Origin of the sequence: Salegentibacter flavus (genome assembly GCF_900115145.1) — a bacterium.
In the GTDB taxonomy this organism is placed as follows: Bacteria; Bacteroidota; Bacteroidia; order Flavobacteriales; family Flavobacteriaceae; genus Salegentibacter; species Salegentibacter flavus.
Map to the genome: position 1 here is coordinate 100764 of NZ_FOVL01000007.1, position 23827 is coordinate 124590.

Annotated in this window: 19 protein-coding genes; 11 read left to right on the forward strand and 8 right to left on the reverse strand. The window is 40.2% G+C overall.

Annotation, left to right across the window (positions count from 1 at the left end):
• Positions 1–66: 66 nt before the first annotated feature.
• Together frr and pyrH are read right to left on the reverse strand one after the other, a co-directional pair.
• Positions 67–621, reverse strand: coding sequence for a ribosome recycling factor (gene frr, locus BM266_RS07390; RefSeq protein WP_093407798.1), 555 nt, complete (start codon positions 619–621; stop codon positions 67–69).
• Positions 622–653: 32 nt separating this feature from the next.
• The gene (pyrH, locus tag BM266_RS07395) at positions 654–1361 is read right to left on the reverse strand and encodes a UMP kinase (RefSeq protein WP_093407801.1); all 708 of its coding nucleotides are present in this window, start codon (positions 1359–1361) and stop codon (positions 654–656) included.
• Between the two features lie 160 nt (positions 1362–1521).
• Between pyrH and BM266_RS07400 the strand changes: the two genes are divergently transcribed.
• Positions 1522–2208, forward strand: a complete 687-nt coding sequence (locus BM266_RS07400) for a zinc metallopeptidase (RefSeq protein WP_093407955.1) — start codon at positions 1522–1524, stop codon at positions 2206–2208.
• A 154-nt stretch (positions 2209–2362) separates the two neighbouring features.
• Here the strand turns inward: BM266_RS07400 and BM266_RS07405 are convergent, their stop codons facing one another.
• The 3 genes from BM266_RS07405 to lysS form a co-directional block, all read right to left on the reverse strand.
• Positions 2363–2794, reverse strand: coding sequence for a Spy/CpxP family protein refolding chaperone (locus BM266_RS07405; RefSeq protein WP_093407803.1), 432 nt, complete (start codon positions 2792–2794; stop codon positions 2363–2365).
• A 121-nt stretch (positions 2795–2915) separates the two neighbouring features.
• Entirely contained in the window at positions 2916–5411 is a 2496-nt protein-coding gene (locus tag BM266_RS07410) for a zinc-dependent metalloprotease (protein WP_093407806.1), read from the reverse strand.
• Positions 5412–5591: 180 nt separating this feature from the next.
• Complete coding sequence (gene lysS, locus BM266_RS07415; RefSeq protein WP_093407808.1) at positions 5592–7283, reverse strand: lysine--tRNA ligase; 1692 nt, start codon at positions 7281–7283, stop codon at positions 5592–5594.
• A gap of 141 nt (positions 7284–7424) precedes the next feature.
• On the opposite strand from lysS, the gene BM266_RS07420 reads away from it, so the two are divergent.
• The 4 genes from BM266_RS07420 (at position 7425) to BM266_RS07435 (ending at position 13020) form a co-directional block, all read left to right on the forward strand.
• Entirely contained in the window at positions 7425–7583 is a 159-nt protein-coding gene (locus BM266_RS07420) for a YqaE/Pmp3 family membrane protein (protein ID WP_093407957.1), read from the forward strand.
• 3 nt (positions 7584–7586) lie between these two features.
• Positions 7587–8288, forward strand: a complete 702-nt coding sequence (lipB, locus tag BM266_RS07425) for a lipoyl(octanoyl) transferase LipB (RefSeq protein ID WP_093407811.1) — start codon at positions 7587–7589, stop codon at positions 8286–8288.
• A gap of 354 nt (positions 8289–8642) precedes the next feature.
• Complete coding sequence (locus BM266_RS07430) at positions 8643–11651, forward strand: SusC/RagA family TonB-linked outer membrane protein (RefSeq protein WP_245760403.1); 3009 nt, start codon at positions 8643–8645, stop codon at positions 11649–11651.
• A 10-nt stretch (positions 11652–11661) separates the two neighbouring features.
• Positions 11662–13020 carry a RagB/SusD family nutrient uptake outer membrane protein gene (locus BM266_RS07435; RefSeq protein ID WP_139220605.1) on the forward strand — a complete coding sequence of 453 codons (1359 nt, stop codon included), beginning with the start codon at positions 11662–11664 and terminating at the stop codon, positions 13018–13020.
• A 73-nt stretch (positions 13021–13093) separates the two neighbouring features.
• Here the strand turns inward: BM266_RS07435 and BM266_RS07440 are convergent, their stop codons facing one another.
• Together BM266_RS07440 and BM266_RS07445 are read right to left on the reverse strand one after the other, a co-directional pair.
• Positions 13094–13951 (reverse strand): cyanophycinase, encoded by an 858-nt coding sequence (locus tag BM266_RS07440; RefSeq protein ID WP_093407819.1) that lies wholly within the window; start codon positions 13949–13951, stop codon positions 13094–13096.
• Between the two features lie 37 nt (positions 13952–13988).
• Positions 13989–16433, reverse strand: coding sequence for a hypothetical protein (locus tag BM266_RS07445; protein WP_093407821.1), 2445 nt, complete (start codon positions 16431–16433; stop codon positions 13989–13991).
• Positions 16434–16522: 89 nt separating this feature from the next.
• Between BM266_RS07445 and BM266_RS07450 the strand changes: the two genes are divergently transcribed.
• Complete coding sequence (locus BM266_RS07450; protein WP_093407824.1) at positions 16523–18004, forward strand: SLC13 family permease; 1482 nt, start codon at positions 16523–16525, stop codon at positions 18002–18004.
• On the opposite strand, the gene BM266_RS07455 is transcribed toward BM266_RS07450, so the two are convergent.
• Entirely contained in the window at positions 18001–19020 is a 1020-nt protein-coding gene (locus BM266_RS07455; RefSeq protein WP_093407826.1) for a helix-turn-helix domain-containing protein, read from the reverse strand. The genes BM266_RS07450 and BM266_RS07455 overlap by 4 nt on opposite strands.
• Before the next feature lie 740 nt (positions 19021–19760).
• Here BM266_RS07455 and BM266_RS07460 point away from each other — a divergent pair.
• The 5 genes from BM266_RS07460 (at position 19761) to arsM (ending at position 23820) form a co-directional block, all read left to right on the forward strand.
• Positions 19761–20096 (forward strand): arsenosugar biosynthesis-associated peroxidase-like protein, encoded by a 336-nt coding sequence (locus BM266_RS07460; RefSeq protein WP_093407828.1) that lies wholly within the window; start codon positions 19761–19763, stop codon positions 20094–20096.
• Between the two features lie 238 nt (positions 20097–20334).
• Positions 20335–21390 carry an arsenosugar biosynthesis radical SAM (seleno)protein ArsS gene (gene arsS / locus BM266_RS07465; RefSeq protein ID WP_093407830.1) on the forward strand — a complete coding sequence of 352 codons (1056 nt, stop codon included), beginning with the start codon at positions 20335–20337 and terminating at the stop codon, positions 21388–21390.
• Positions 21341–22030 (forward strand): TIGR04282 family arsenosugar biosynthesis glycosyltransferase, encoded by a 690-nt coding sequence (locus tag BM266_RS07470; protein ID WP_093407833.1) that lies wholly within the window; start codon positions 21341–21343, stop codon positions 22028–22030. Before arsS ends, BM266_RS07470 begins: the two co-directional genes overlap by 50 nt.
• Before the next feature lie 3 nt (positions 22031–22033).
• The gene (locus BM266_RS07475; protein ID WP_093407835.1) at positions 22034–22846 is read left to right on the forward strand and encodes a purine-nucleoside phosphorylase; all 813 of its coding nucleotides are present in this window, start codon (positions 22034–22036) and stop codon (positions 22844–22846) included.
• A 5-nt stretch (positions 22847–22851) separates the two neighbouring features.
• Positions 22852–23820, forward strand: coding sequence for an arsenosugar biosynthesis arsenite methyltransferase ArsM (gene arsM / locus BM266_RS07480; protein WP_093407838.1), 969 nt, complete (start codon positions 22852–22854; stop codon positions 23818–23820).
• Positions 23821–23827: the final 7 nt, after the last annotated feature.

Here is a 23827-nt window from a genome sequence, read left to right on the forward strand (position 1 = left end):
AAATTGTCAGACAGGCACGAGTATGCTTATCTGACAATTGTATGTTAAATTATAAAATGTCTTCTGCTATACAGTCATAATCTCTTTCTCTTTGATTTCGAGAATTCTATCGATCTGGGCAATATAAGTGTCAGTTAACTCCTGTACTTCGTCTTCAGAAGCTTTACGGAGATCCTCAGAAATATCTAGCTTTTTAAGTTCATTATTAGCTGATTTTCGATCGTTACGAACTCCAACTTTTGCATCTTCAGCTTCAGCTTTGGCTTGTTTGGTAAGCTGCTTTCTTCTTTCTTCGGTTAATGGTGGTACGCTAATAATTACGTTTTCACCATTGTTCATGGGGTTAAACCCAAGATTGGCCTGCATAATTCCTTTCTCGATATCGCCTATAAGGCTTTTCTCAAATGGCTGAATGGAAATAGTTCGGGCATCGGGAGTGTTCACGTTGGCTACCTGGTTGAGAGGTGTTTGCGAACCGTAGTACTCCACCATCACACCGCCAACCATCGATGGACTGGCTTTTCCGGCCCTGATATTTGCTAATTGTTTTTTTAGGTGAGAAATGGCTTTTTCCATTCCTTCTTTAGTACTATCAATAATAAATTCAATTTCGTCTTCCATCTTTATAAAGTTTAAAATGCAGGTTTTTTGAACTATAGATTTACTTTGGTTCCAATATTTTCACCGGTTACTACTTTTAGAAGATTTCCGGGGGTATTCATATCAAAAACTATAATGGGTAATTCGTTTTCCTGACTTAGGGTAAAGGCAGTAGTGTCCATTACTTTAAGGCCTTTTCGAATTACATCATCAAAGGTAATATAATCAAATTTTGTTGCTTTGGTATCCTTTTCAGGGTCGGCAGTGTAAATGCCATCCACGCGGGTTCCTTTTAAGATAACATCGGCATGAATTTCTATGGCTCTTAAAACGGCTGCGGAATCTGTTGTAAAATAGGGATTTCCGGTTCCTCCACCGAAGATTACTACCCGGCCTTTTTCCAGATGCCTTATCGCTCTTCTTCTAATAAATGGTTCAGCGACTTCATTAATGTGGATGGCCGATTGCAGGCGGGTTTGAATATCGGCATCTTCAAGGGCCCCCTGAAGTGCCAGCCCATTAATAACAGTTGCAAGCATCCCCATATGATCTCCCTGCACGCGGTCCATTCCTTTGCTGGCTCCGGCAACGCCTCTGAAAATATTTCCGCCTCCAATAACGATAGCGACCTCAACACCTTTATCTATTACCGATTTAATTTCCTTGGCATAATCTGCCAGCCTAACAGGATCAATACCATATTGACGGTCTCCCATTAAAGCCTCTCCCGATAATTTTAAAAGTATTCTTTTATAATGCATAGCCGGTTTTTAATTAATTGCTGCAAATATAGGTATTATCTTATAGTGATAAATAAGGTTTTTTAATGGATTCTTTGTAAAAGCCTTACCAAAGAGTTTGTAGGTTATGGCGAGGTTTTTGCTATATTTGAAGTTCGAAAAAAATAAATATAAACAGGGAATGATAGGATATTATGTAATTGCGGGAGTACTCTTTATATTGAGTATGTATGTTAGCAATAAACTCAAGAGTAAATTCAAAAAATACTCTAAAGTTCACTTGCAAAATGGGATGAGCGGGAAAGAAATCGCTGAAAAAATGTTGAGTGATAATGGGATTAATAATGTTAAGGTAATCTCAACTCCCGGAATGTTAACCGATCATTACAATCCGCAGAAAAAGACAATTAATTTAAGTGAAGGAGTTTATACACAACGAAATGCTGCGGCTGCTGCAGTTGCGGCTCATGAAACCGGGCACGCCATACAGCACGCCCAGGCCTACAGCTGGTTACAATTGCGTAGCCAACTTGTGCCTGTAGTAAGTGTGGCCTCCAGGTTTTCCCAATGGGTGATCTTTGGAGGATTGATGTTAATGATGACCACGGCGATGGGCAGCACTATTTTGTTAATAGGAATTATTCTTTATGGTATGGGAACACTCTTTAGCTTTGTAACCCTACCGGTTGAATATGATGCCAGTAAGCGAGCTTTAGTATGGTTAGAAAATGAAAATATGCTTTCTACTCAGGAACACGATGCCGCTGAAGATTCCTTAAAATGGGCAGCACGTACCTACGTAGTAGCCGCGGTTGGTTCTCTGGCCACATTGTTATACTTTCTTAGCATCTATATGGGTAGAGATTAAATTTGCCACTAGATTTTTTAATTCAATAATAAAGAAGAGGCCGTCTGGATAAGACGGCCTCTTTCTATTTGGCAAAGAGGAAAAACTTCTAGTTAGCCTGGCTTAAGCTTATTTAAATTTCCGGATTCTCTTTACCTGCTCAAACAAACTAAAACTATTTACGGTGGTTTCTGTTTTTCCTGTTGTGAGCTTTACGTTCTCTCTTAGCAAGGTTTTCTTGCCAGGTTGAATATTGCTCATCTGTCAGTATTTCTTTCATCTTTTCACGATGTTCTTCGCGTTTCTTTGTACGTAAGTTTCTTACTTCTGAACGTTCTGCTCTTGCAGTTGTGTTGTTAATGCGTGCTTCTTTTCTTTCGGTTCTGTATTCTTCTCTTTCCTGAGTCTGCTCTGTAAAAAACTTTTTTATTTCTTCTTGTTGGGCCTGGGTTAGGTCTAATGCAGAAGTCATTCGTTCTGTTTTAAGGGTTGCCCTTTCTTCTGCGGTCATTTCTACTCGATCCTTATGGGCTTTTTTCTGCTTTCTTTCCTGTGCAAAGGCTGATACCGATATCAAAAGTATCAGGATTAAACTTATCTTTTTCATAGCATTCTATTTTTGTTATTAAGACTCCCAAAAGTGGGATTGGTTTAATAGAAAAACAAAAGGCCTGCCAAAAAATGGGCAGGCCTTTAAAAAATTAAACGAATGCTTGAAAATCTTACTTCTATTTAATAGGATTTAGTATTAGATCAATTCTTTCTAATGCATCCTGAAGGTGGTACCTGGTCATTGTGTCGCCAGTTCTGTTAATGTCATTTCTAATTTGTCGTTCCAGGGTTTTAAGTTCCCCACGAACTACAGGACGAATGTCGCTTTGCGCGACATTTACCTCACTTCTGGAAGACCAGGCGCGCATACGTGCTGGAATTTCAGGCTGTTCCTCGGTCATCAGATATTCCATTCTATCTATATAGGCACGTTGAAGGTTTCTGCGGTAGCGATCAATTTTTTGCCCTCTTGACAATTCGCTGAAAATCCCTTTGCGTACATCTCCCATCATGTCTAAAAGTCCATAGGCCTCGTTTCCATTAATTTCTTCATTTTCCATTAAACGAGCCATTCTTCCGAAATCAAGTATATTATTCAAGGTGCGAACCTGGAAGGTTCTTATGCGTTCTATATTTCCGTCAAATTCAATTTTGTTGAAAATATCCTGGTCTATAAGCCATTCGGGTGTTGTGAAGAGTTGATCCTGCAAAAACTGCATTGCATCTTTCTGGTGTGCAGCATCTACGTGAGTATAAACCGCTCCTTCCTGGTCATAGGTCTTGTAGTATTCATAAACCCCACCAATGTTAGCGGCTACGTGACCCATATATCTATTATATTGTCCAAGTACCTGCGAATACAAGTCATCCAAATCCTCATAATTTTTACCATCTTCAGCTGTCCACTCAATTAGATTTGGAACAATTCGTTTCAGGTTTTTAATTCCGTACTCACTGGCAAGAATGGCATCATCACCAAGATCTTCGGTTTGAGAGCTGGGATCAATTACTCCTCCACCTTGCTGTTTTCCGAAGCGATAAAGAGGGTCTCCTGCTTTTTCCAGAATCCACTGATCAAGGATCTCTTTTTCTTCTTCGGCGGTCTTATCAAGAATTGGCTTATACCCCCATTTGATAGCATATTTATCATATGGGCCAATATTTGGCATTAATGCAACATCTCCATCACCGGGCTGGGCGATGTAGTTGAAGCGGGCGTAATCCATAATAGAAGGTGCGGTTCCGAATTCAGCAGTGAACTCAGGATCGCGCAATTTTTCTACCGGATAAGCAGCACTGCTTCCCATATTGTGCGGTAAACCAATAGTATGACCTACTTCGTGGGCGGAAACAAAACGGATTAATCTACCCATTACTTCATCTTCAAATTGAGGCATCTGTGCGTCTTCATTTATTGCTGCGGTCTGCACAAAAAACCAGTTTCTTAAGAGGGTCATTACATTGTGATACCAGTTGATATCAGATTCAAGGATCTCTCCTGACCGGGGATCACTCACATGGGGCCCGTTGGCATTTGGAATAGGTGAAGCCAGGTATCTCACTACCGAATAGCGAACATCTTCAGGACTCCAATCCGGATCCTCCTCCTTGCTTGGCGGATCTTTTGCTATAATCGCGTTTTTAAAACCGGCCTCTTCAAATGCTACCTGCCAGTCTTCAATCCCTTGTTTGATAAATGGTCTCCATTTCTCTGGGGTGGCCCGGTCTATATAATAAACTATGGGTTCTTTTGGTTCTACCAATTCACCTCGTTCAAATTTTTCTTTATCTTCTTCCTTCACTTCTAGTCTCCAGCGGTCAAGGTATTTCACCTCTTTACTTTTATGATCTTCCCGGCCGTAGTCAACTTGTCCACGAGCAAACCATCCAACACGCTGGTCGAAATAACGGCGTTCCATCGGTGCTTTCGGAAGCAAAATCATAGAGTTGCTGAATTCCAAAGAAATAGATCCGGTGCTCTCATTTGAAGGCGGTTCGCCGGCATTGTATGTTTTTACATGGCGAACCTCGATATTTTCGGGATAGCTTCTAATGGTGTCTATGTAAGAACGGGCATCGTCCAATCGGGATACCTTGTATTGTTTCCTAGTCCTGTCTGGAAGACCAAGAGCCATAACATCTTTGGTGAAAAGTTCGGTGACATCGATTACCGTCGTTTTGCTCACTGAGTCTTTTCCGTAGGTTTTAATAGGAAAGCGCTGTAAAACAGGTTCGAAATTCGAATTAACCACGGCTTCGTGCACGGGTAGGGAATCTGCAGCGAAGATCTCGTGGGATACAACTCGTAATAATACATTGCCGTCTTTTTTCTGCCAGCGGTGCACCTGGGTGTTTTGTTTTCCGCCTCCAAAACCAATTCCTGTTGCGGTTTTGGCGATTCTGGTTACAGTAAGCATTTCACGGTTAAAAAGACTGTCTGGGATCTCGTAGAAATATTTGTCTTCTACACGATGAACAGTGAACATCCCGGGATCTGACTTTGCGTCTTTGGTGATTACTTTATCATAAGGTTTTACCCCATTGCCATTCTTTTTACCCTCATCGGCTTTTGCGGCCTGGGCATTATCTTTTTCCGGTTGAAAAACAGCACAACTGCTAACCGATAGCGACAGGGCTATGAGGAGCAGTTTATGTGAAAAAAATTTGTTCATAAAAAGTTCTTTACTTGATTAAAAATTTCTGAAGGCGGAACTATTTTCAGCGTAAGCCAAAATAAAAAAAAGACCACCATTAGGCAGTCTTTTGACTTATAATTCTTAAAAAGGTTTAAAAAAAGGTTAAGAAGAACTCAATTTAACCTTTGTTTAGCCTGAAAAATCAATTTGCAGTGTTTAAACCGTCTTGATCTTCATGGTTTCCCCTTCTTTGAAAACATCTATCATCTTATGTTTTCGCAATGCTTTTGAAGCCTTATCCCATTTTTTATTGCTCAATCCCGATTTGGTTTTCACCTCCTCTAAATCGTGAATTTCATTATCCTTTAAAATATTGAAAACCTCTTTTTCTTCATCGCTTAATTCCACCGCTTTTTTCTCGGGTTTCATTTGCGGAAAGAATAATACTTCCTGAATAGACCTGTTATTGGTTAGGAACATGATTAGTCTATCCATTCCAATTCCCAGACCTGAGGTAGGCGGCATTCCGTATTCCAAAGCTCTAAGAAAATCCTGATCTATAAACTCGGTAGCTTCATCGTCTCCTTTTTTGGCAAGTTTTAGCTGCTCTTCAAAACGTTCACGCTGGTCTATAGGGTCGTTTAACTCAGAATAAGCATTTGCGATTTCCTTACCACAAACCATAAGTTCAAAACGCTCGGTCAGCTCCGGATTTTCCCGATGTTCCTTACAAAGTGGACTCATCTCCTTAGGATAATCGGTTATGAAGGTTGGTTGAATATATTTTCCTTCACATTTTTCTCCAAAGATCTCATCGATGAGCTTTCCTTTCCCCATGGTCTCATCAACCTCAATGCCCATATCTTCAGCGGCTTTTCTTATTTCTGCTTCAGATCTTCCGGTGATGTCGAAACCGGTAAATTCTTTAATAGAATCGGTCATGGTGACACGCTTGTATGGCGCTTTAAAATCTATTTCATATTCGCCAAAAACGGCTTCGGTAGTCCCATTCACTTGCAGGGCGCAGTGCTCCAGAAGGTTTTCGGTGAATTCCATCATCCAGTTGTAGTCTTTATAGGCTACGTAGATTTCCATCGCTGTGAATTCAGGATTGTGGGTGCGATCCATTCCTTCATTTCTGAAGTTTTTAGAGAATTCATACACTCCGTCGAAACCTCCTACAATAAGTCTTTTCAGGTATAATTCATTCGCGATCCTTAAATAAAGCGGAATATCAAGCGCATTGTGATGCGTGATAAAAGGTCTTGCGGCCGCTCCTCCCGGAATAGATTGCAGGATTGGTGTTTCAACTTCGAAGTAGCCTTTCTCGTTAAAGAAATTACGCATAGCGTTGAATAATTTCGTGCGCTTTACAAAGATTTCTTTAACGTGAGGATTTACCGCGAGATCGGCATAACGCTGGCGGTATCGATGCTCAGGATCGTTAAAACCATCATGGGTATTTCCTTCTTTATCTGTTTTAGGCAGGGGAAGAGGGCGGAGAGATTTGCTTAGTAAAGTGAAATCCTTCACCATCACCGTCATTTCACCAACCTGGGTCTTAAAAAGCTCCCCTTCAATTCCAATAAAATCACCTATATCAAGTAATTTTTTGTAGAAATTATTGTATTTATCTTTATTCTCGCCAGTGCAGATCTCATCACGATTAAAATAGATCTGAAGTTTTCCTTCAGAATCCTGAAGTTCAGCAAAAGAAGCTTTACCCTGAATTCGACGTGACATTAGCCGGCCGGCCATCACTACTTTCTTACCTTCTTCAAAGTGGGATTTCACCTGTTTGGTGGTATGATCTACCGGAAAAAGATCGGCGGGATATGGATTGATACCTTCTTTGCGAAGTGCAGCGAGCTTTTCGCGGCGTATAATTTCCTGTTCAGATAGGTGCATGATAATAGTTTGAAAATTAAAAACCTGCTTTTCTGCAAGGCGGATGCAAATATAGTGACTATCAGGCTACCAATCAATGGAGGTGCAGGCCGAATTTTTAATCTTATCTTTGCAACCAGAATCGCTTTAAATTTTAGAATTATGAGTGTTTGGAGAGTTATACTTTCTGTGTTGTTTCCGCCCCTTGCCGTGTATGACCGAGGTTGCGGCTCTATTCTTATCGTATTGCTTTTAACTTTGCTGGGTTGGATTCCCGGAGTGATCGCCGCACTTATAATTCTGAATAATCCGAAGAGGTAAAGAATGAATAAGAAAATTGAATTACAGGAACTTGGGCTAAAGGATTATAAGGATGCATGGGATTACCAGGAGGAGTTATTTAAACAGATACTGGCTCTTAAAATAAAGAACCGCCGGGAAGAACTCAATTTAGAAACTCCCAATTATTTTCTTCTGGTGGAGCATCCCCACGTGTATACTCTAGGTAAAAGCGGTGATATCAAACACCTCCTGATTTCTGAAGAGGAACTGGAGAAAAGAGATGCGAAATATTATAAGATAAATCGCGGAGGTGATATCACCTATCACGGCCCAGGGCAACTCGTAGGCTATCCTATACTGGATCTGGAAAATTTCTTCACCGATATTCATAAATACCTACGCTTGCTTGAGGAAATGGTGATATCAACTTTAAAGGAGTACGGACTTAAAGCTGAACGAAGCCCGGGAGAAACCGGGGTTTGGCTGGACGTAGGTACGCCTTTTGCCCGTAAAATCTGCGCTATGGGCGTGAGAGCCAGTCGCTGGGTGACCATGCATGGTTTTGCCCTGAATGTGAATGCTAATCTGGGTTATTTCGATAATATTATTCCCTGCGGAATTAAAGGAAAAGCCGTGACCTCCCTAAATGTGGAGCTCGGAAAAAAGGAAATCCCCATGGTTGAAGTTCAGGAGAAATTACTGAAACATTTCTCCCGGCTATTCGAGGCAGAGATATTAAAGTAGAGCCGGAACTTTTGCTTTCCTTAAACCGGGCCAGAATTATAGATCTTCAATAAACCTACGGAAGAAGATTCCAAAGGTCCAGATGAAACTTTTTAAGAACTTTCTGACTTTCCTGTTATGTCAGGACTGAAATTTTTAAATAAATAATTCCTTATTTTCTTAACATTTTATAAGGACTTTCAATTTTTATATTTATAAATGCATGGGAACACTGCTGTAGTTTTGATTTCGGTGCATCTCTAGTGTTAAATTATGGTCTTAAAATTGTTTGTATAGTCTTTTTGTTTGTGAATTTAATATTTTATTAAGACTTTTAAATCGCTAATTCAAACTACTTTTCAAATGAGATTAAACATGAAAGTTTTTTCAGCCCTACTTTTGGGGTTGATGGTTCAACTAACATTTGCCCAGGAACGCGAAATTTCGGGAAATGTTACTGATGAGAATGGGATGCCACTTATTGGGGTGAATATTGTAATAGAAAACACCACCACCGGAACCCAAACCGATTTTGATGGGAATTATTCCATTACAGCTTCTGAAGGCGATGTCCTGAATTTTTCTTTTATAGGATTCGCAACCGAACAAAGAACGGTTAGGGATAATTCTGTAATTAATGTACAGATGGCTTCAGATAGTAGCCTGGAAGAAGTTGTGGTTGTAGGTTATGGTACCCAATCCAAAAGAAAGGTGACCGATAATATTGCATCGATTTCTGCAGATGAAATCAATAATATTCCTGTTGCCAGCTTACAAGGTGCTCTAACCGGGAAAGCTGCCGGGGTTCAGATCACTCAAATTAACGGTAAGGTTGAAGGAGGCGTGAAAATGAGAATTCGGGGTATTTCGAGTATCTCTTCTTCCCAGGAGCCATTATATGTGTTAGACGGTATGCCTTTAATCAATGACGACGAAAGTGTGTCTCAGGCTCCAATTAACCCGTTGATCTCTTTAAACCCGAATGACGTTGAATCTATTGAAATCCTTAAAGATGCCTCTTCTGCTGCCATTTATGGAGCGCGAGGTACTAACGGGGTTGTTCTTATTACTACAAAATCCGGGAAATCAGGGAAAACCAAGGTTTCTTTGAATACTTCCACCGGCTGGAGTAAACCTACTAATAAACTGGAATGGCTGAATGCCGAAGAGTATATTGAACTCTTTACCGAGGCATCTACCAATTCTTATGGCGCCGAAGATACCTGGCTCACGGAAGAAGGAGGATATTTTGATTTTATGGCCAATGGTTTGGATTGGAGAAACGGAGAAGTAGATACAGATTGGCAGGATTATGCCTTGGTAGACGGAGCCGTTCAGGATCATACATTATCAATTTCCGGAGGGAATGAAAAAACCCGATTTTTTGTTTCTGGAGGTTATAATCGTACCGAAGCTATAATTAGAGGAAACAACCTTGAGCGTTATTCCTTAAGAACAAATATAGATCACGAAATTTCAGATAAATTTGACGTTGGGGTTAATGCCAGCGCAAGCAGAACTCAGATTGCCCGTATTGGAACAGACAATTCGTTTTCCACGCCATTGCAGGCAGTAGCGCAATCACCTTTATCTCCAGCATATCTGGAAGATGGTGTGATTCCTAACAACGAGTCTACGATTTATTATAACTTTCTGATGCAGGAATATAACGGAGATTGGGATGCTGATATTTTCAGGGTTTTATTTAATAGTTACCTGCAATATGAGATTATTCCCGGCTTAAATTTCAGAACTGAACTCGGTTATGATAATCTGGGACAAACAGAAGAATACTTTTCGGGAAGTTTAACCCAGTCTGCTTCCACAAATGGTTATGCTGATGCTAATGCGGTTCAGTCTGATAAATATAACCTGAACAACTACTTCAATTATTTCACTACCCTTGGAACCGATTATGACCTTGACCTGGTGGTGGGAATGAATTTTGAAGAAAGTTCAAGAAAGAATCAATTTGTAGCAGGTACAGGTTTCCCTTCAGACGATTTGCAAACCGTTGCCAGTGCTTCTGAAATTACTTCAGGGACTTCAACAAGGACTAAATATAATTTTCTTTCATACTTCGGAAGAGCTACATTCTCAATGTTCGATAAATACCTGTTTAAAGGTAGCTTAAGGTATGACGGATCTTCCCGTTTTGGGGACGAAAACCGCTATGGATTTTTTCCAGCCGCTTCGGCAGGTTGGATAATTTCTGAAGAGGATTTTTTAACCGATTCCTCTACCTTCTCCCTTTTAAAACTTCGTGGAAGCTGGGGTGTTACCGGTAACGCCGGGATTGGGAACTTTGCTAGTCTCGGACTTTTCACAGGGAGAGCATATAACCAACGATCGGCTTTGGCACCAATTCAACTGGCCAATCCCGAATTAAAATGGGAAAGAACAACTCAGGTTGATATAGGACTTGATTTTGGATTATTGAATAACCGAATCAGTGGGGAACTGGACTATTACGTGAAGAAAACAAACGATCTTCTACTTAACGAACCCATTCCCGGAACTTCCGGTTATACTTCCATTACCCGTAACGTTGGGTCTCTGGAAAACCGGGGACTTGAATTTGTGTTGAACACTAAAAACTTCCAAACCGAAAATTTCAGCTGGAGTTCTTCCCTTAATCTTTCAACTTTAGATAATGAAGTGACTTCGTTGCCTGGCGGTGATATTGTTTCAGGACTTAACCTGGTACGCGAAGGAGAAACTATCTCATCTTTTTATGTTGTTGAATATGCCGGGGTAGACCCGGATAATGGGGATGCTTTATTTTACAGAAATACCGAAAATGCAGACGGTTCTTTTGACCGGTCTACCACCGCGAATTATTCTGAAGCCAATAGGGTAGTTATGGGAAGTCCCTATCCCGAATTTATGGCCGGATTCACCAATAACCTCAACTTTTTCAATTTTGATCTTTCTTTTACTTTCCAGGGAGAGTGGGGAGCGTCCTTATATAATTCAGGTGGGAAATTCCAATCGGGTAATGCCCGTTATGAAGATAACCAGACCAGAGATCAGTTAAACCGCTGGCAAAATCCCGGGGATATCACGGATGTGCCACAAGCACGAATGTATTCAACTAATGGGCAGCAGGATTCTTCACGCTATCTTGAGGAATCAGATTTTATCAGGTTGCGAAATCTAACATTTGGATATACTCTTCCGGCGAGTTTGAGCGACAGACTTACAGTAGATCGCCTTAGGGTGTATTTCACTGGAGTTAACCTGCTCACCTTTACCGATTATAGCGGTTTTGATCCGGAATCTACCTACGATAACCTGGGGAATTCAAATATTCAGAGGGGAATCACATTTTATTCCGCTCCGCCGGCAAAGACCTTTACGGTCGGTTTAAATATTGAACTATAAAAATTTTATTATGAAAAAATATATGAAAATAAATTATATACTGGCGTTCATAGCCCTTGGCCTGTTTTCCTGTGATGATAATCTTAATGTGGAACCAGAGCAAAATCTTTCGCCTGAAGTAGCCACTGAAACTCCCACAAACGTAAAAAACATTCTGAATAATATCTATGGGACTGCACGTTCCGGTGATAGCTATGGAGGAGGGATTGGCCTTGCATCTGAGTTGATTGGTAATGATGGTGACCTATCCTGGAACGGAACTTTTGTTGGACCTTCAGAATATAACGAGAAAGCAATGGTGGCAGATAATGGATTCGTAACCGATGCCTGGCTAAATGCATATGATATGAACAACCAGGCTAATATTGTATTGGCGAATCTTGAGATTTTTACCGATGAAGATGAGAAAGCAAGCGTAGAAGGTGAAGCAAAATTTCTAAGAGCTCTTGCCTATTTTGACCTGGGAAGATTATTCTCTAAACCTTACACTCCTGGAGAACCGAATACTCAACCCGGAGTGCCAATTATTCTTGAACCGGTTTTGGATGCAACTGCGGTAACCTATCCTGCAAGAAATACCCTTGACGAAGTATATGCCCAGGTTATTAATGATCTTTCCGATGCTTATAATTTACTTCCTTCATCTAATGATTATTTTGCCAATAAATACAGCGCACAGGCTTTACTTGCGAGGGTTTATTTAGAAATGGGAGAATATGAAAACGCAAGGGATGCAGCCAACGATGTGATATTGAATAGTGGTGCCCAACTTACTTCCACATTTGCGGAAGCCTTTAATAATACTCAAAATTCAGATGAAGACCTTTTTGCCATCCAGGTAACCAGTCAGGATGCCAGTGAGCACTCCTGGAACGTTTATTGGGCCGGGGTTGATTATGGAGGTCGTATTGGAAACCCCGATGTTTCTGTAGAAGAGCCACATTATGAAAAGTATGACGACCCTGAAGATGACCGCGCCAACTTCTTTTATACTACTACCCGTGGAGTAGCTACTACAAAATGGCAGAATCAATTTGGGAATATTTCGGTGCTAAGACTTGCTGAAATGTATCTTATTAGAGCTGAAGCAAATGAAAGACTCGATACAGAGGAAGGAGCAACACCTTTAGACGATATTAATAGACTTCGGGAACGAGCAAATGCTTCTACCTACGATTCAGTGGATTTGGGTTTAATTTTAGCAGAAAGGCAAAGAGAATTAGCTTTTGAGGGCTTTGCATTGTTTGAAGCTAAGCGATTAGGTTATAGCATTAACGATATTCCTTCTGATGCTGATCAGCTGGTTTTGCCTGTTCCTCTAAGAGAAATTGATGCAAATCCAGAATTGGAACAGAACCCAGGCTATTAAATTGAATTAATTGGCCAAAACAAAAAGAGGAGCTCCATTGCTCCTCTTTTTGTTTTAATACCTTAATTAAATTCTACTCAAGTTCAAAACTTTCGCCGTGAAGATAAATATCAAGCTTTAATCCTCGCGCTGAGATTTTTTCCCCGGTAGTTTTGTTTGAATTTGAAGGATTAGTTATAACCACTACCTGAGAATTCCCCACTACTTCAGCATTATTCCCTCTCACCAGAATAGCGGTGGCTTCATCGATACCTATGCCTGTTATTTCCGGAAACTCTATAACTGCAGTAAGCAACCGGTTATATCGGCTCCGTCTAACAAAATGCTGATCTATAATTACGTTCTTAATAAGTCCCAGGCCATCTTTAAGTTCCAGGTTATCTTTTTCCAGGTGAAGAAATGTTGAGTGATATCTGGGATGCCTTAATTCGGTGCCGGTAATCATTTTCTTGCTCATTACAGCTGCCCCGGCACTGGTGCCGGCAATCATACCGCCGTTTTCAAAATTATATTTTATAGCTTCTTCTATAGTTGTGTTAGCCACCACTTTCATAAACCTGTCCTGGTCTCCCCCTGAAATATAAATCAGGCTCGCGTTTCTTAGAGAGTCCAGTTTTTCTTCTGAAGCTTTTTTACCTTTCACGAAATGCAATCCATAAATATTATCCAGATTAAATTCAGTGAATTGATTTTTGGAGTAGAATACGGCCGAATCCGGTTCGGCACTGGACATAGGGAGAATTACGGCATAACCTTTTTTATCAATCCCCGATTCTGAGATTATTCGTTTAATCATTTCCGGAGGTCTGGAGCCACCACCGATAATAAATAAGGAACCTTGTTTTTCCTGTTGTGCAAACGAAATTTGCGGAACTCCAAAAAATAGTAGCACCAGGAAAATAAAAGAAACAGAGGTATTAAGGTTTTTCATAGTTCAGAAATTTAATAATATGGCCTTGTTATAATTTTTAAAACCTATAGATTAATATTTCACCTTTATCACCCTTCACAACAAATTCAGGGGAATTATCAATATCGATGTTAGCGATGTCTATTCCTGAGGTGCCGTAAACCGGAAAGCCGGGTAATAATTCGGCATTACTGTCAAAAACATAAACTTTTTGAGTTTGCAAATCGGTGATACTAATGTAGTATTTATTGTTTTCCAGAAAGATCTGCGGTTCGGTATAAAGTCCGAAATCCAGGTTAAGTTTCTTGTCTCTAATCTTCAGAATGTTTTCAGAAAAACTAACCAGTAAATTGGAGGTGGCGTCTATTTTATGGTTTTGAGTGAGGTTTAAATTTTGATTTGAAACATTTCCGTTTTCATCTACCAGGATAAGTTCACCCAGGTTATTACTGGAGATGAAATGCCCGTTATACTGAAACCATTCGTTGTCTGAAAAGTTGAAGTTCTCATTCACTTTTACCCGATGCCGGCCCTGGCGGGATAGAATATTGAGCCTGCCCGATTCTTCAGCAACTAGAATGTAATCTTTGTTGCCCATTCGTATGTGTTTGGGAGGAAATAAAACTTTTGAGCCTGCCCTGTTAAAATCGAAACCTTTTACGCTTCTTCCTTTCGAATTATACATAAAAAGCTCTTTATTCTGAGTGATTAGGAACCGGTAATTGCGGTTATTATCATAATCGAATAAGGCTAAGGGCTGGGTGATTTCATCCTTAAATTTCAGAGGAAAAGGTTTTACGGCATTTCCGTTTCGGGCAATTACTTCAAGTCGGTTTGGGGTTGCAAAAGTCAGTTGGAACTTTCCATTTTTCAAGATGTCAACTTGCTTAATTTCGCCTAAAATCGGGCCATACAGTTGTTTTTTCCAGTAGATATCCCCTTTATTGGAGATTAGGTAAAGCACATTATTAATGTCCTGCACCGCGATATCCTCCTGGTTGTTATTGTGATTGCTGAAAAACACCGGTTTCCCCAGAATTTCCTCATCCAGCTTAACCGAGAGAAGTTGCTCGGTATTTCTGGTAGCCAGGCTGCCTTCAGACTTATGAAAAATCCCGTGGATATGAGAAAAATTCCTGTCGGCAACAATCTGGATTGCCGAGAGCTTATTGCTGTCAAAACTCAGGTTGGAAAGTTCATTTCCAAACTCTTCTGAACTCATTTCTTTTATAAGTTCTTTAAATTTCTCGTTACTGGTAACCAGCAGAATATTTGAAGCTTCTGCCAAATGCTCAAAGGCTCCCTGGAAATGCTCCTGCTGTGCAAGGGTATTTTTATTCACAAAGGCGGAAATCACGTTCTGGAGTTGCTCTTCAGTTTTGCTGAAAATCACAAAATTCTCCAGAATAGTATAAAAATTCAGATCAACCGGGCTGATTAAAGGCTCAAGATGTTCAGCGAAAAGCTCAGGATTATCAAGTTGATGAATCTTAGCACTTCGGAATTCCTTGCTCTCGCCACTAAACCTAGCCAGATTCTGTTCGGCAAGGATTACATCAATATTATTGAAAACAAGTAATTTTCCAGATGGATAATTAATCAGGCCAATTTCCGAAACATTCTTAAGGATTTCTTTCTCAACCTCAGAGAATTTCGTTTGAAAATAAGTGTTGATATTTTGTTGAAATTGGTCGAAATCTTTATATCCAAACGAAGAAAATCCTGGCGCTGTTGCCGGGACAACTCTGGCAATCTGATTTGCAGAGGAGCCCACGTTCTTGAAAATATGCTGGAGGCTTGGTTTTTCGGGCCAAAGGCTTAAGCCATTAAAATTTAGAGAGCCATTTTTATGGCTGAGGTCTACTGCGCTCCAACTGGCGAAATCCGCTAGCGTTGAGTCTGTGGCGGGAAACCATTCTTTAAATTTCCCTCCTATCCGGTCGTGGCGAATAAATATGGAGGTTTCCTTAGGGTCTGTTGCTTTAAAAGCTTTTTGAAATTCGGCATCGCTCAAAAAGCTTTCTCCTTCCAGCAGGGTTTTTAATTTTTCCAGGGAATTTCCGGCCAAAAAGATCCCGCCCGTCCTGGAAGTGAAAATGATGTTGTCTTCAAGGTTTACCTTATCGATCTCGAAACCATCAAATTTCAATCGCTCTACCGATTTATTTTTGACGGAATCCAGCTTCAGTTGTGGTTGATTTTCACTTATTAAGGTAAATATGTAGTTTTTTTCAGTCAGATCAGAAAAAGCGATCAACGAATTGCCCAGGCTGTCTAAATATTTTAGAAATCCGAAATTTTCCTGAACCTCTTTTTTCAGTTTGAATTCATTGTTGCTCACAAAATCTATGGAAGAAATATTTTCAGAAAGAGATTTCAGGTCGTGGGATTGAACCACCACTGCCGATTCTTGCGGCAGCCAGGAAATAAGATCTTTTTTTTGAGTTTTCGGCTGACAGGCCAGAAGCAGAAAAACGATTACTCCGGTGAGCATTCTTTTCATGATAGCAGGAAATTTAGGTTAAAATTAGTAACTTCCCTTGAATTTGGAAGCAAACCAGCGGTTTTCCTGAAATAATTCCCTTTGTCTGTATGAATAAGAATGCAAAAACGGCAATTTTACTCGCCGGCCCTCTTGTTTTTATCTTGCTCCAGCTCATAGGAAAACCTGCATCAATGCCCGATGCGGCTTTTGATGTACTTTGCGTTACAATATGGATGGCGTTATGGTGGGTAACCGAAGTGATTCCTATAGCCGTTACCGCTTTATTGCCTATCGTATTATTTCCACTTACAGGATCACTTTCAATTGAGGTCACCACGGCTGCTTTTGGCCATAAATATGTGTTCTTGTACCTGGGTGGTTTTATCCTGGCCATAGCGATAGAAAGATGGAATCTTCATAAACGTATAGCCCTATCTATTATAAGTCTTATTGGGGCTAACATTAAAAAGATCATTCTTGGTTTTATGCTTGCCACCGCCTTTCTCTCTATGTGGATATCCAATACGGCTACTTCGGTGATGATGCTCCCCATTGGCGCTGCAATAATCTCACAATTGAAAGAAACTCCCGGCGCTTCCAGGGAAGGAAATCAACAATTTGGTAAAGTTTTAATGCTTTCTATTGCTTACAGTGCGTCTATTGGAGGCATTGCTACGCTAATTGGAACTCCGCCTAACCTGATATTCGCCGGAATTGTCGAGGAACTATATGGCATAGAAATAAGTTTCTTGAAATGGATTATGCTGGGCCTGCCTATCTCCATATTCCTGCTCTTCATCTGTTGGAAATATCTAACCGGTTATGCTTTTAAATTTCAGCAGGAGGAAATTCCGGGAGGAAAAGCCGAGATCAATCGGCAACTTGGTCTTTTGGGAAAAATGGGCACAGCCGAGAAAAGGGTGTTGGCGGTTTTTGCCATAACGGCCTTTCTTTGGATAAGCAGGTCTTTTTTACTCCACCCATTGCTGCCATTTGTAGATGATACTATTATAGCTATAACGGCCGCGGTGATTTTGTTTGCTTTTCCGGCAGGAAAAGGAGCTGGCCCTTTGTTACACTGGGAGGAGGCTGTAAAACTTCCCTGGGGAATAATCCTGCTTTTTGGTGGCGGCATGGCTCTTGCCAAAGGGTTTGGTGATTCAGGTCTGGCTGTGTGGATTGGCGATCAGCTTACCAACCTTGAACATTTACCTTTGTTCCTGCTTATTCTGATATTAGTGGCAGCAGTGAATTTTTTAACCGAAGTAACTTCGAATTTGGCTACCACGGCGATGTTATTACCTATCCTGGCTTCAATGGCACTCGCCCTGGACCTCCATCCTTTTTCGCTTATGATTAGTGCAACTCTCGCCGCATCCTGTGCTTTTATGTTGCCCGTGGCAACACCGCCAAACGCTGTGGTTTTTGGTTCAGGTTATTTGCGTATTCCCGATATGATAAAAACCGGGATATGGATGAATTTGTTTTCCATCTTTTTGATAAGTTTTGTAGTGTATTACGCTTTACCTTTTATATGGGATTTTGAACCTGAAGTTGTTCCTGAAATATTTCAGAACATTGACCTTTAATCCTGCTTGTGCCGCGTCTTTAGAAAATATTTAGGGTTTACCCCGTATTTTTCTTTGAAGATCTTAGAGAAATAACTCCGGTTATTAAGACCGATAGAAACAACGATTTCTGAGATGTTTTTTTCTGAATTCATCAACATCTCCTTAGCAGCCTCCAGCTTTTTATGCTGCATATATTTATTGACGGTAAGGTTATAAACATATTTAAAACCTTCCTGAAGTTTATTTACATTAGTGCCGGCTTCTTTGGCAAGAGCTTCTACAGTCAGATTGCTGCCAAGGTCTCCCTGGATTCTTTTCACTACATAATCAACCTTTTCTATATCAGATTTACGCAGAATTTGAGGAAGTTTGTCTCCTGCTTCATCATCCTGGTATTGGGCGATTTGGATTACCAGCATTTCAAAGGCTTTTCCCTCCAGGAATAACGACCGCAAAAAGCCGGTATAATTGCGAGTGTCTATTTCCTCCATTAAATCGGCAGCTTTGATACTGTAATTCCCCTGGTAGTAAAACTGTTTTTTAGAAACATCATCCTTAAAAAGGTCTTTAAGGGTTGGATCAAGGTCCTTGAAGTTATGGTTGGAACGGGAAGAAAAAGCAGATCGTATGATTTCCAAACTGGAAACATGGGTAAGTACATTAGCCTTGAAAAATAATACATGCCCGTCATACCCGCTGCTGGAGACAATTATATTTTGATAGGTTTCTATGGTATTAATCTTCTCCTGAGATTGAAAAGAGTGCCCTACGTTCCCTTCTGAGCAAAAAATGAATTTTAAAGGATGTACAGTATTAAGGGAGAAATGGATTTCTACATCCTCATAGAATTTACAGTTATAAGTGATTACGCCCAATCCATTGTCAAAACTTGCTCCCCGTATGGAGCCTACACCCAGGTTTTCCGGAATATCCATGACATGTTCGCCATTGTCATTTTCTATTGCTGCTCCAATAACAGAAGCTATATCTTCAATAATCTCAATAACCGGAAGCGTTTTAACATCTATTCTCATAAATAAATTTTGCAATAATAATTACACACCTAAAATAATGCGTCTAGTCTTAAATTCTTTTTAATTTAAGAAACCTTAACTATAAGTAGTTCCCGGTAAAACTAAAATTTTAACATTTGTTATACGTCATTAAATAGCTAATAAGGCAATAGTAGTTTCAAAAACGTTAGAATTTCGGGTGAGATGGAAATAATTAAGGTTACTTTTTCAGGCCTATTATAAGTGGTAAGATTAGTTTTTATAACGTTAATGAGAGCTGATTAATTATCAGAGTTTTACATTCTTAAATTTTTAGAGCCCTTATATCTGGTTCTTCTAATTGAATTGGTATGGTATTAATATATATATTTCTTGGGCTTGAAATACTTATCATTGTTGGGGTTGCCATATTTTTAATCAGAAAATTGATAAAATTCAGGCGCGACCGTCAAGACCGGATCTAATCCTGCATTATTTTATAAACCTCTCATTTTTCTTCTTCTTTGGTTCTGTAGTTAATCGACTTTCCTATTTAGTAGTTTTCAGTTACCTTATTTAACAAAAGATACTAAAAATAAAAAGATCAACTACTGTAAAAGGGGGTTTGATTTTAAAAAACATAGACTATATTTTCCGCGCGAAATCAAGCTGGTCAGGTTTGGTGGCTATGGTATGATATCCCTGGAATTTATAAGAAGACTGTAGGTTTGCAGGCTGGAATTCCATGAAGAAAAACCTATCTTTAGCGAAAAAATAAAGAAATGTCAAAAACTTATTATGACCCGGCCGATCTTCGGAAATTTGGTGATATTACCGAATGGAGTGAGGAGCTGGGAGAGAAATTTTTTGATTACTACGGAAAAGTCTTCGAAGAGGGTGCACTTTCTGCCCGGGAAAAATCGCTGATCGCCTTAGCAGTTTCCCATGTGGTGCAATGTCCTTATTGTATAGATGCCTACACTAAGGACGGATTGGAACGCGGTATTGAAAAAGAGGAAATGATGGAAGCCGTGCATGTGGGAGCCGCCATAAAAAGCGGCGCCACCCTTGTTCACGGTGTTCAAATGATGAACAAACACAAAAAACTAAGTATGTGAGCAGATTCAAGGAGCCGCGCAGCGGCGACTTAGAAGTCGCTCATCCCGATGTAAATCGGGATCTCAGATTCAAGTCACTACGAAGTGGCTACGTAGATTTGCTCCTCCTGCAGAAAACTGTGTTTTGGTCTCCTACAATTTATCCATACATTTCCCTGGCATTCTGGAAAGGGTATACTTTCCCAAGCGACTACTTGAAGGTGCCATTTGCGTAATTTAAACGTTATCAAAAAGGTTTATGACTAAGAAATCATTATCTGCCAGAAAAAACGATCTTTCAAATCCGCAAAAGCAGTTGGAGATATTAAGCAATGGGATCTTTAAAGATGGGGACCTTCCTTATTTCAAAGATAAAATTGCCGAAACCGGAATTTCCCCTTTAAAACCCGGGAAACTGGAAGTGCTTCAGCTAAACCTTGGCTATATGTGCAACCAGGTTTGTTCGCATTGCCACGTAGACGCCGGGCCAGACCGTAAGGAGATTATGACCAGAGAGACTATGGAGCAATGCCTTGAAGTGATCAGGAAAACAAGTGCCCATACTTTAGATCTCACCGGCGGCGCTCCCGAGATGAACCCAAATTTCAGATGGTTTGTAGAGGAAGCTTCCGAGGCTGGGATCAAAGACTTTATAGTTCGGTCTAACCTTACTATAATTCTAGCCAATAAGAAATATCACGATCTTCCTGAATTCTTTAAAAAATATAATGTTCACGTGGTTTCTTCGCTGCCCTTTTACAAAAAGGAAAAAACAGATAAGCAACGTGGTAGTGGAGTTTTTGATAAATCTATAAAAGTCCTCCAGATGCTTAACAAGGTGGGGTATGCCCAGGAGGGAACCGCCTTAAAACTAGATCTGGTATACAATCCCGCCGGAGCCTTTTTGCCTACAAATCAGGAATTGATGGAACAGGATTTTAAAAAGGCTTTAAAAAGAGATTTTAATATAGATTTCAATAGTCTTTTTGCGATCACTAACTTGCCCATTAGTCGTTTTCTGGAATACCTTATAGCATCAGAGAACTATGAAGACTATATGTATGAACTTGTGAATGCCTACAACCCCGAAGCGGTTAAAAGTGTTATGTGCACCAACACTATTTCGGTTAGCTGGGATGGTTGGTTGTACGACTGCGATTTTAACCAGATGCTGGAACTTAAAGTAGCTTCCAGCGTAAAGCATATTAGTGAATATAACGAAGATGCGCTGCAGGATCGTGAGATAATAATCTCTCAACATTGCTATGGTTGTACCGCCGGTGCCGGCAGCAGTTGCCAGGGAACAGTGGCTTGATTTTTCTGAAATTAAATTCTTTTCTGCTTTGAAGAAAGACTCTGAAGAACTCCTGATAATTTTCGCCAAAAACCCGGTAAAAGGCAAGGTGAAAACCCGTTTATCCAAAGAGATCGGGAATAATGCAGCTCTTGATATCTATAAATTTCTGTTGAATCACACCTTTAAGATTGCTAAAAACCTTCAGGTGGATAAGGTGATTTATTATGCTGAAAATTTTCCGCAGCAAGATATTTCTGATTCTGAAATTTTCAGCAAAGAATTGCAATGTGGACAAGATTTGGGGGAAAAAATGGAAAATGCTTTTCGAGATGCTTTTGCAAAAGCCTATAGACGTGTTATTATTATTGGAACCGATCTCCTGGATATCTCGCAGAGGGATATTGAATATGCCTTTCTTCAGCTAAAAAAGAAGGATGTCGTAATTGGTCCTGCAAAAGACGGCGGATACTACTTATTAGGAATGAAATCACTAAATTCGAAGGTGTTTAAAAACAAGGCTTGGAGTACAGCTTCGGTTTTGGAAAATACCCTGGAAGATTTTAAAAACAAGAATGTAAAACTTTTGAAATCCCGTAATGATATTGATGTATTAAGCGATATTCTTGGAGATTCAGAATTAAGAAAATATATAAAATAAGCAATGATTAAAGAATTAAATGAATCTACTGATTATTTGATTTCCAAGGGATTTGATAACCCGGAAATCGGAATTATCCTGGGAACGGGAATGGGGAAACTTATAGAGGAAATTGAGATAGAAGCTGAGGTTAGCTATAATCATATTCCATATTTTCCCACCGCCACGGTAGAGTTTCATAAAGGGAAACTGATCTTTGGAAAACTGGAAGGTAAAAAGGTGATGGTTATGCAAGGTCGCTTCCATTATTATGAAGGCTACAGCCTACGGGATGTGACTTACCCGGTTTGGGTGATGAAGAAGTTAGGGGTAAAAAAATTGCTTGTAAGTAATGCCTCGGGTTCCATTAACCTCGATTTCAAAAAGGGCGAACTTATGCTTATTGATGATCATATCAATTTGTTAGGAGATTCTCCGTTGGCATTCCACGGCGTAGAAAAATTAGGCGAACGCTTTGTAGATATGAGCCAGCCTTACGACCCCGAAATGAACAGAATTTTAGAAGAATCAGCAAAAAAGAATAACATTAAATTACATAAAGGCGTTTATGCTGCGGTGCTGGGGCCCCAACTGGAAACCCGCGCAGAATACAGAATGCTGAAGATCTTAGGCGCCGATGCTGTAGGAATGAGTACCGTTCCCGAAGTGATTGTAGCCAACCATCTTGAGATCCCTGTTTCGGCCATTTCGGTTATTACCGATGTAGGAGATCCCGACAATCTGGAGCCGGTAAATATCGAAGATATCATTGCCATGGCAGAAAAAGCTGAACCGAAAATGATTACTATTTTTAAGGAGATAATTAAAAATATTTAGAAAAGATGAGTTATCTGGAAACCACAAGAGATGTATACCGGGAAGCAGCATTAACTCCCGATGTTGGCCTTTGCTGTACCACCAACCCCGTTTGGGAACTCCCCGGACTTAAAATCCCGCAAAAAATGCAGGAAATGAATTACGGTTGCGGGAGTACCGTGCACCCGCGGGACCTTGGGAACAATCCAAAAATTCTTTACGTGGGAGTGGGAGGAGGAATGGAATTACTTCAATTCGCCTATTTTTCACGTCAAAAGAGTGGGGTGATCGGTGTAGATTCTGTTTCAGAAATGCTGGAAGCTTCAAGGAAAAATTTCATCGAAGCTGAAAAACAAAACCCCTGGTTTAAATCAGAATTTGTTGATCTACGAAAAGGAGATGCCTTGTCTTTGCCTTTAGAAAATAACAGTATAGATGTGGCAGCACAGAATTGCCTTTTTAATATTTTTAAAGCTGATGATCTAAAAAAGGCACTCGAGGAAATGTATCGGGTTTTAAAACCTCACGGACGACTTGTTATGAGTGATCCCGTTTGTGAACAAGGGATGAATGATGAACTTAGAGATGATGAGCGTTTGCGGGCCTTGTGTCTTAGCGGAAGTCTTCCGCTGAAGGAATATGTGAAAGCGCTCACCGATGTGGGCTTTGGAACCATAGAAATAAGGGCGAAAAAACCATACCGAATTTTAGATCCAAAGAACTATCCAACTTCAGAATTAATTTATATTGAAGCGGTGGAAGTTGCCGCTATAAAAGACCCTATGCCGGAAGATGGTCCCTGCGTTTTTACGGGAAAAGCCGCGATCTATTACGGGGAAAATGATTACTTTGACGATGAAAAAGGCCACATCCTGCTGAAAAATCAACCTTTGGCTATTTGTGATAAAACCGCCGGAGACCTGGCCAAGCTTGGCAGAGACGATATTTATATTAGCGAATCTACCTATCATTATGATGGTGGTGGCTGTTGTTAAAAATAAA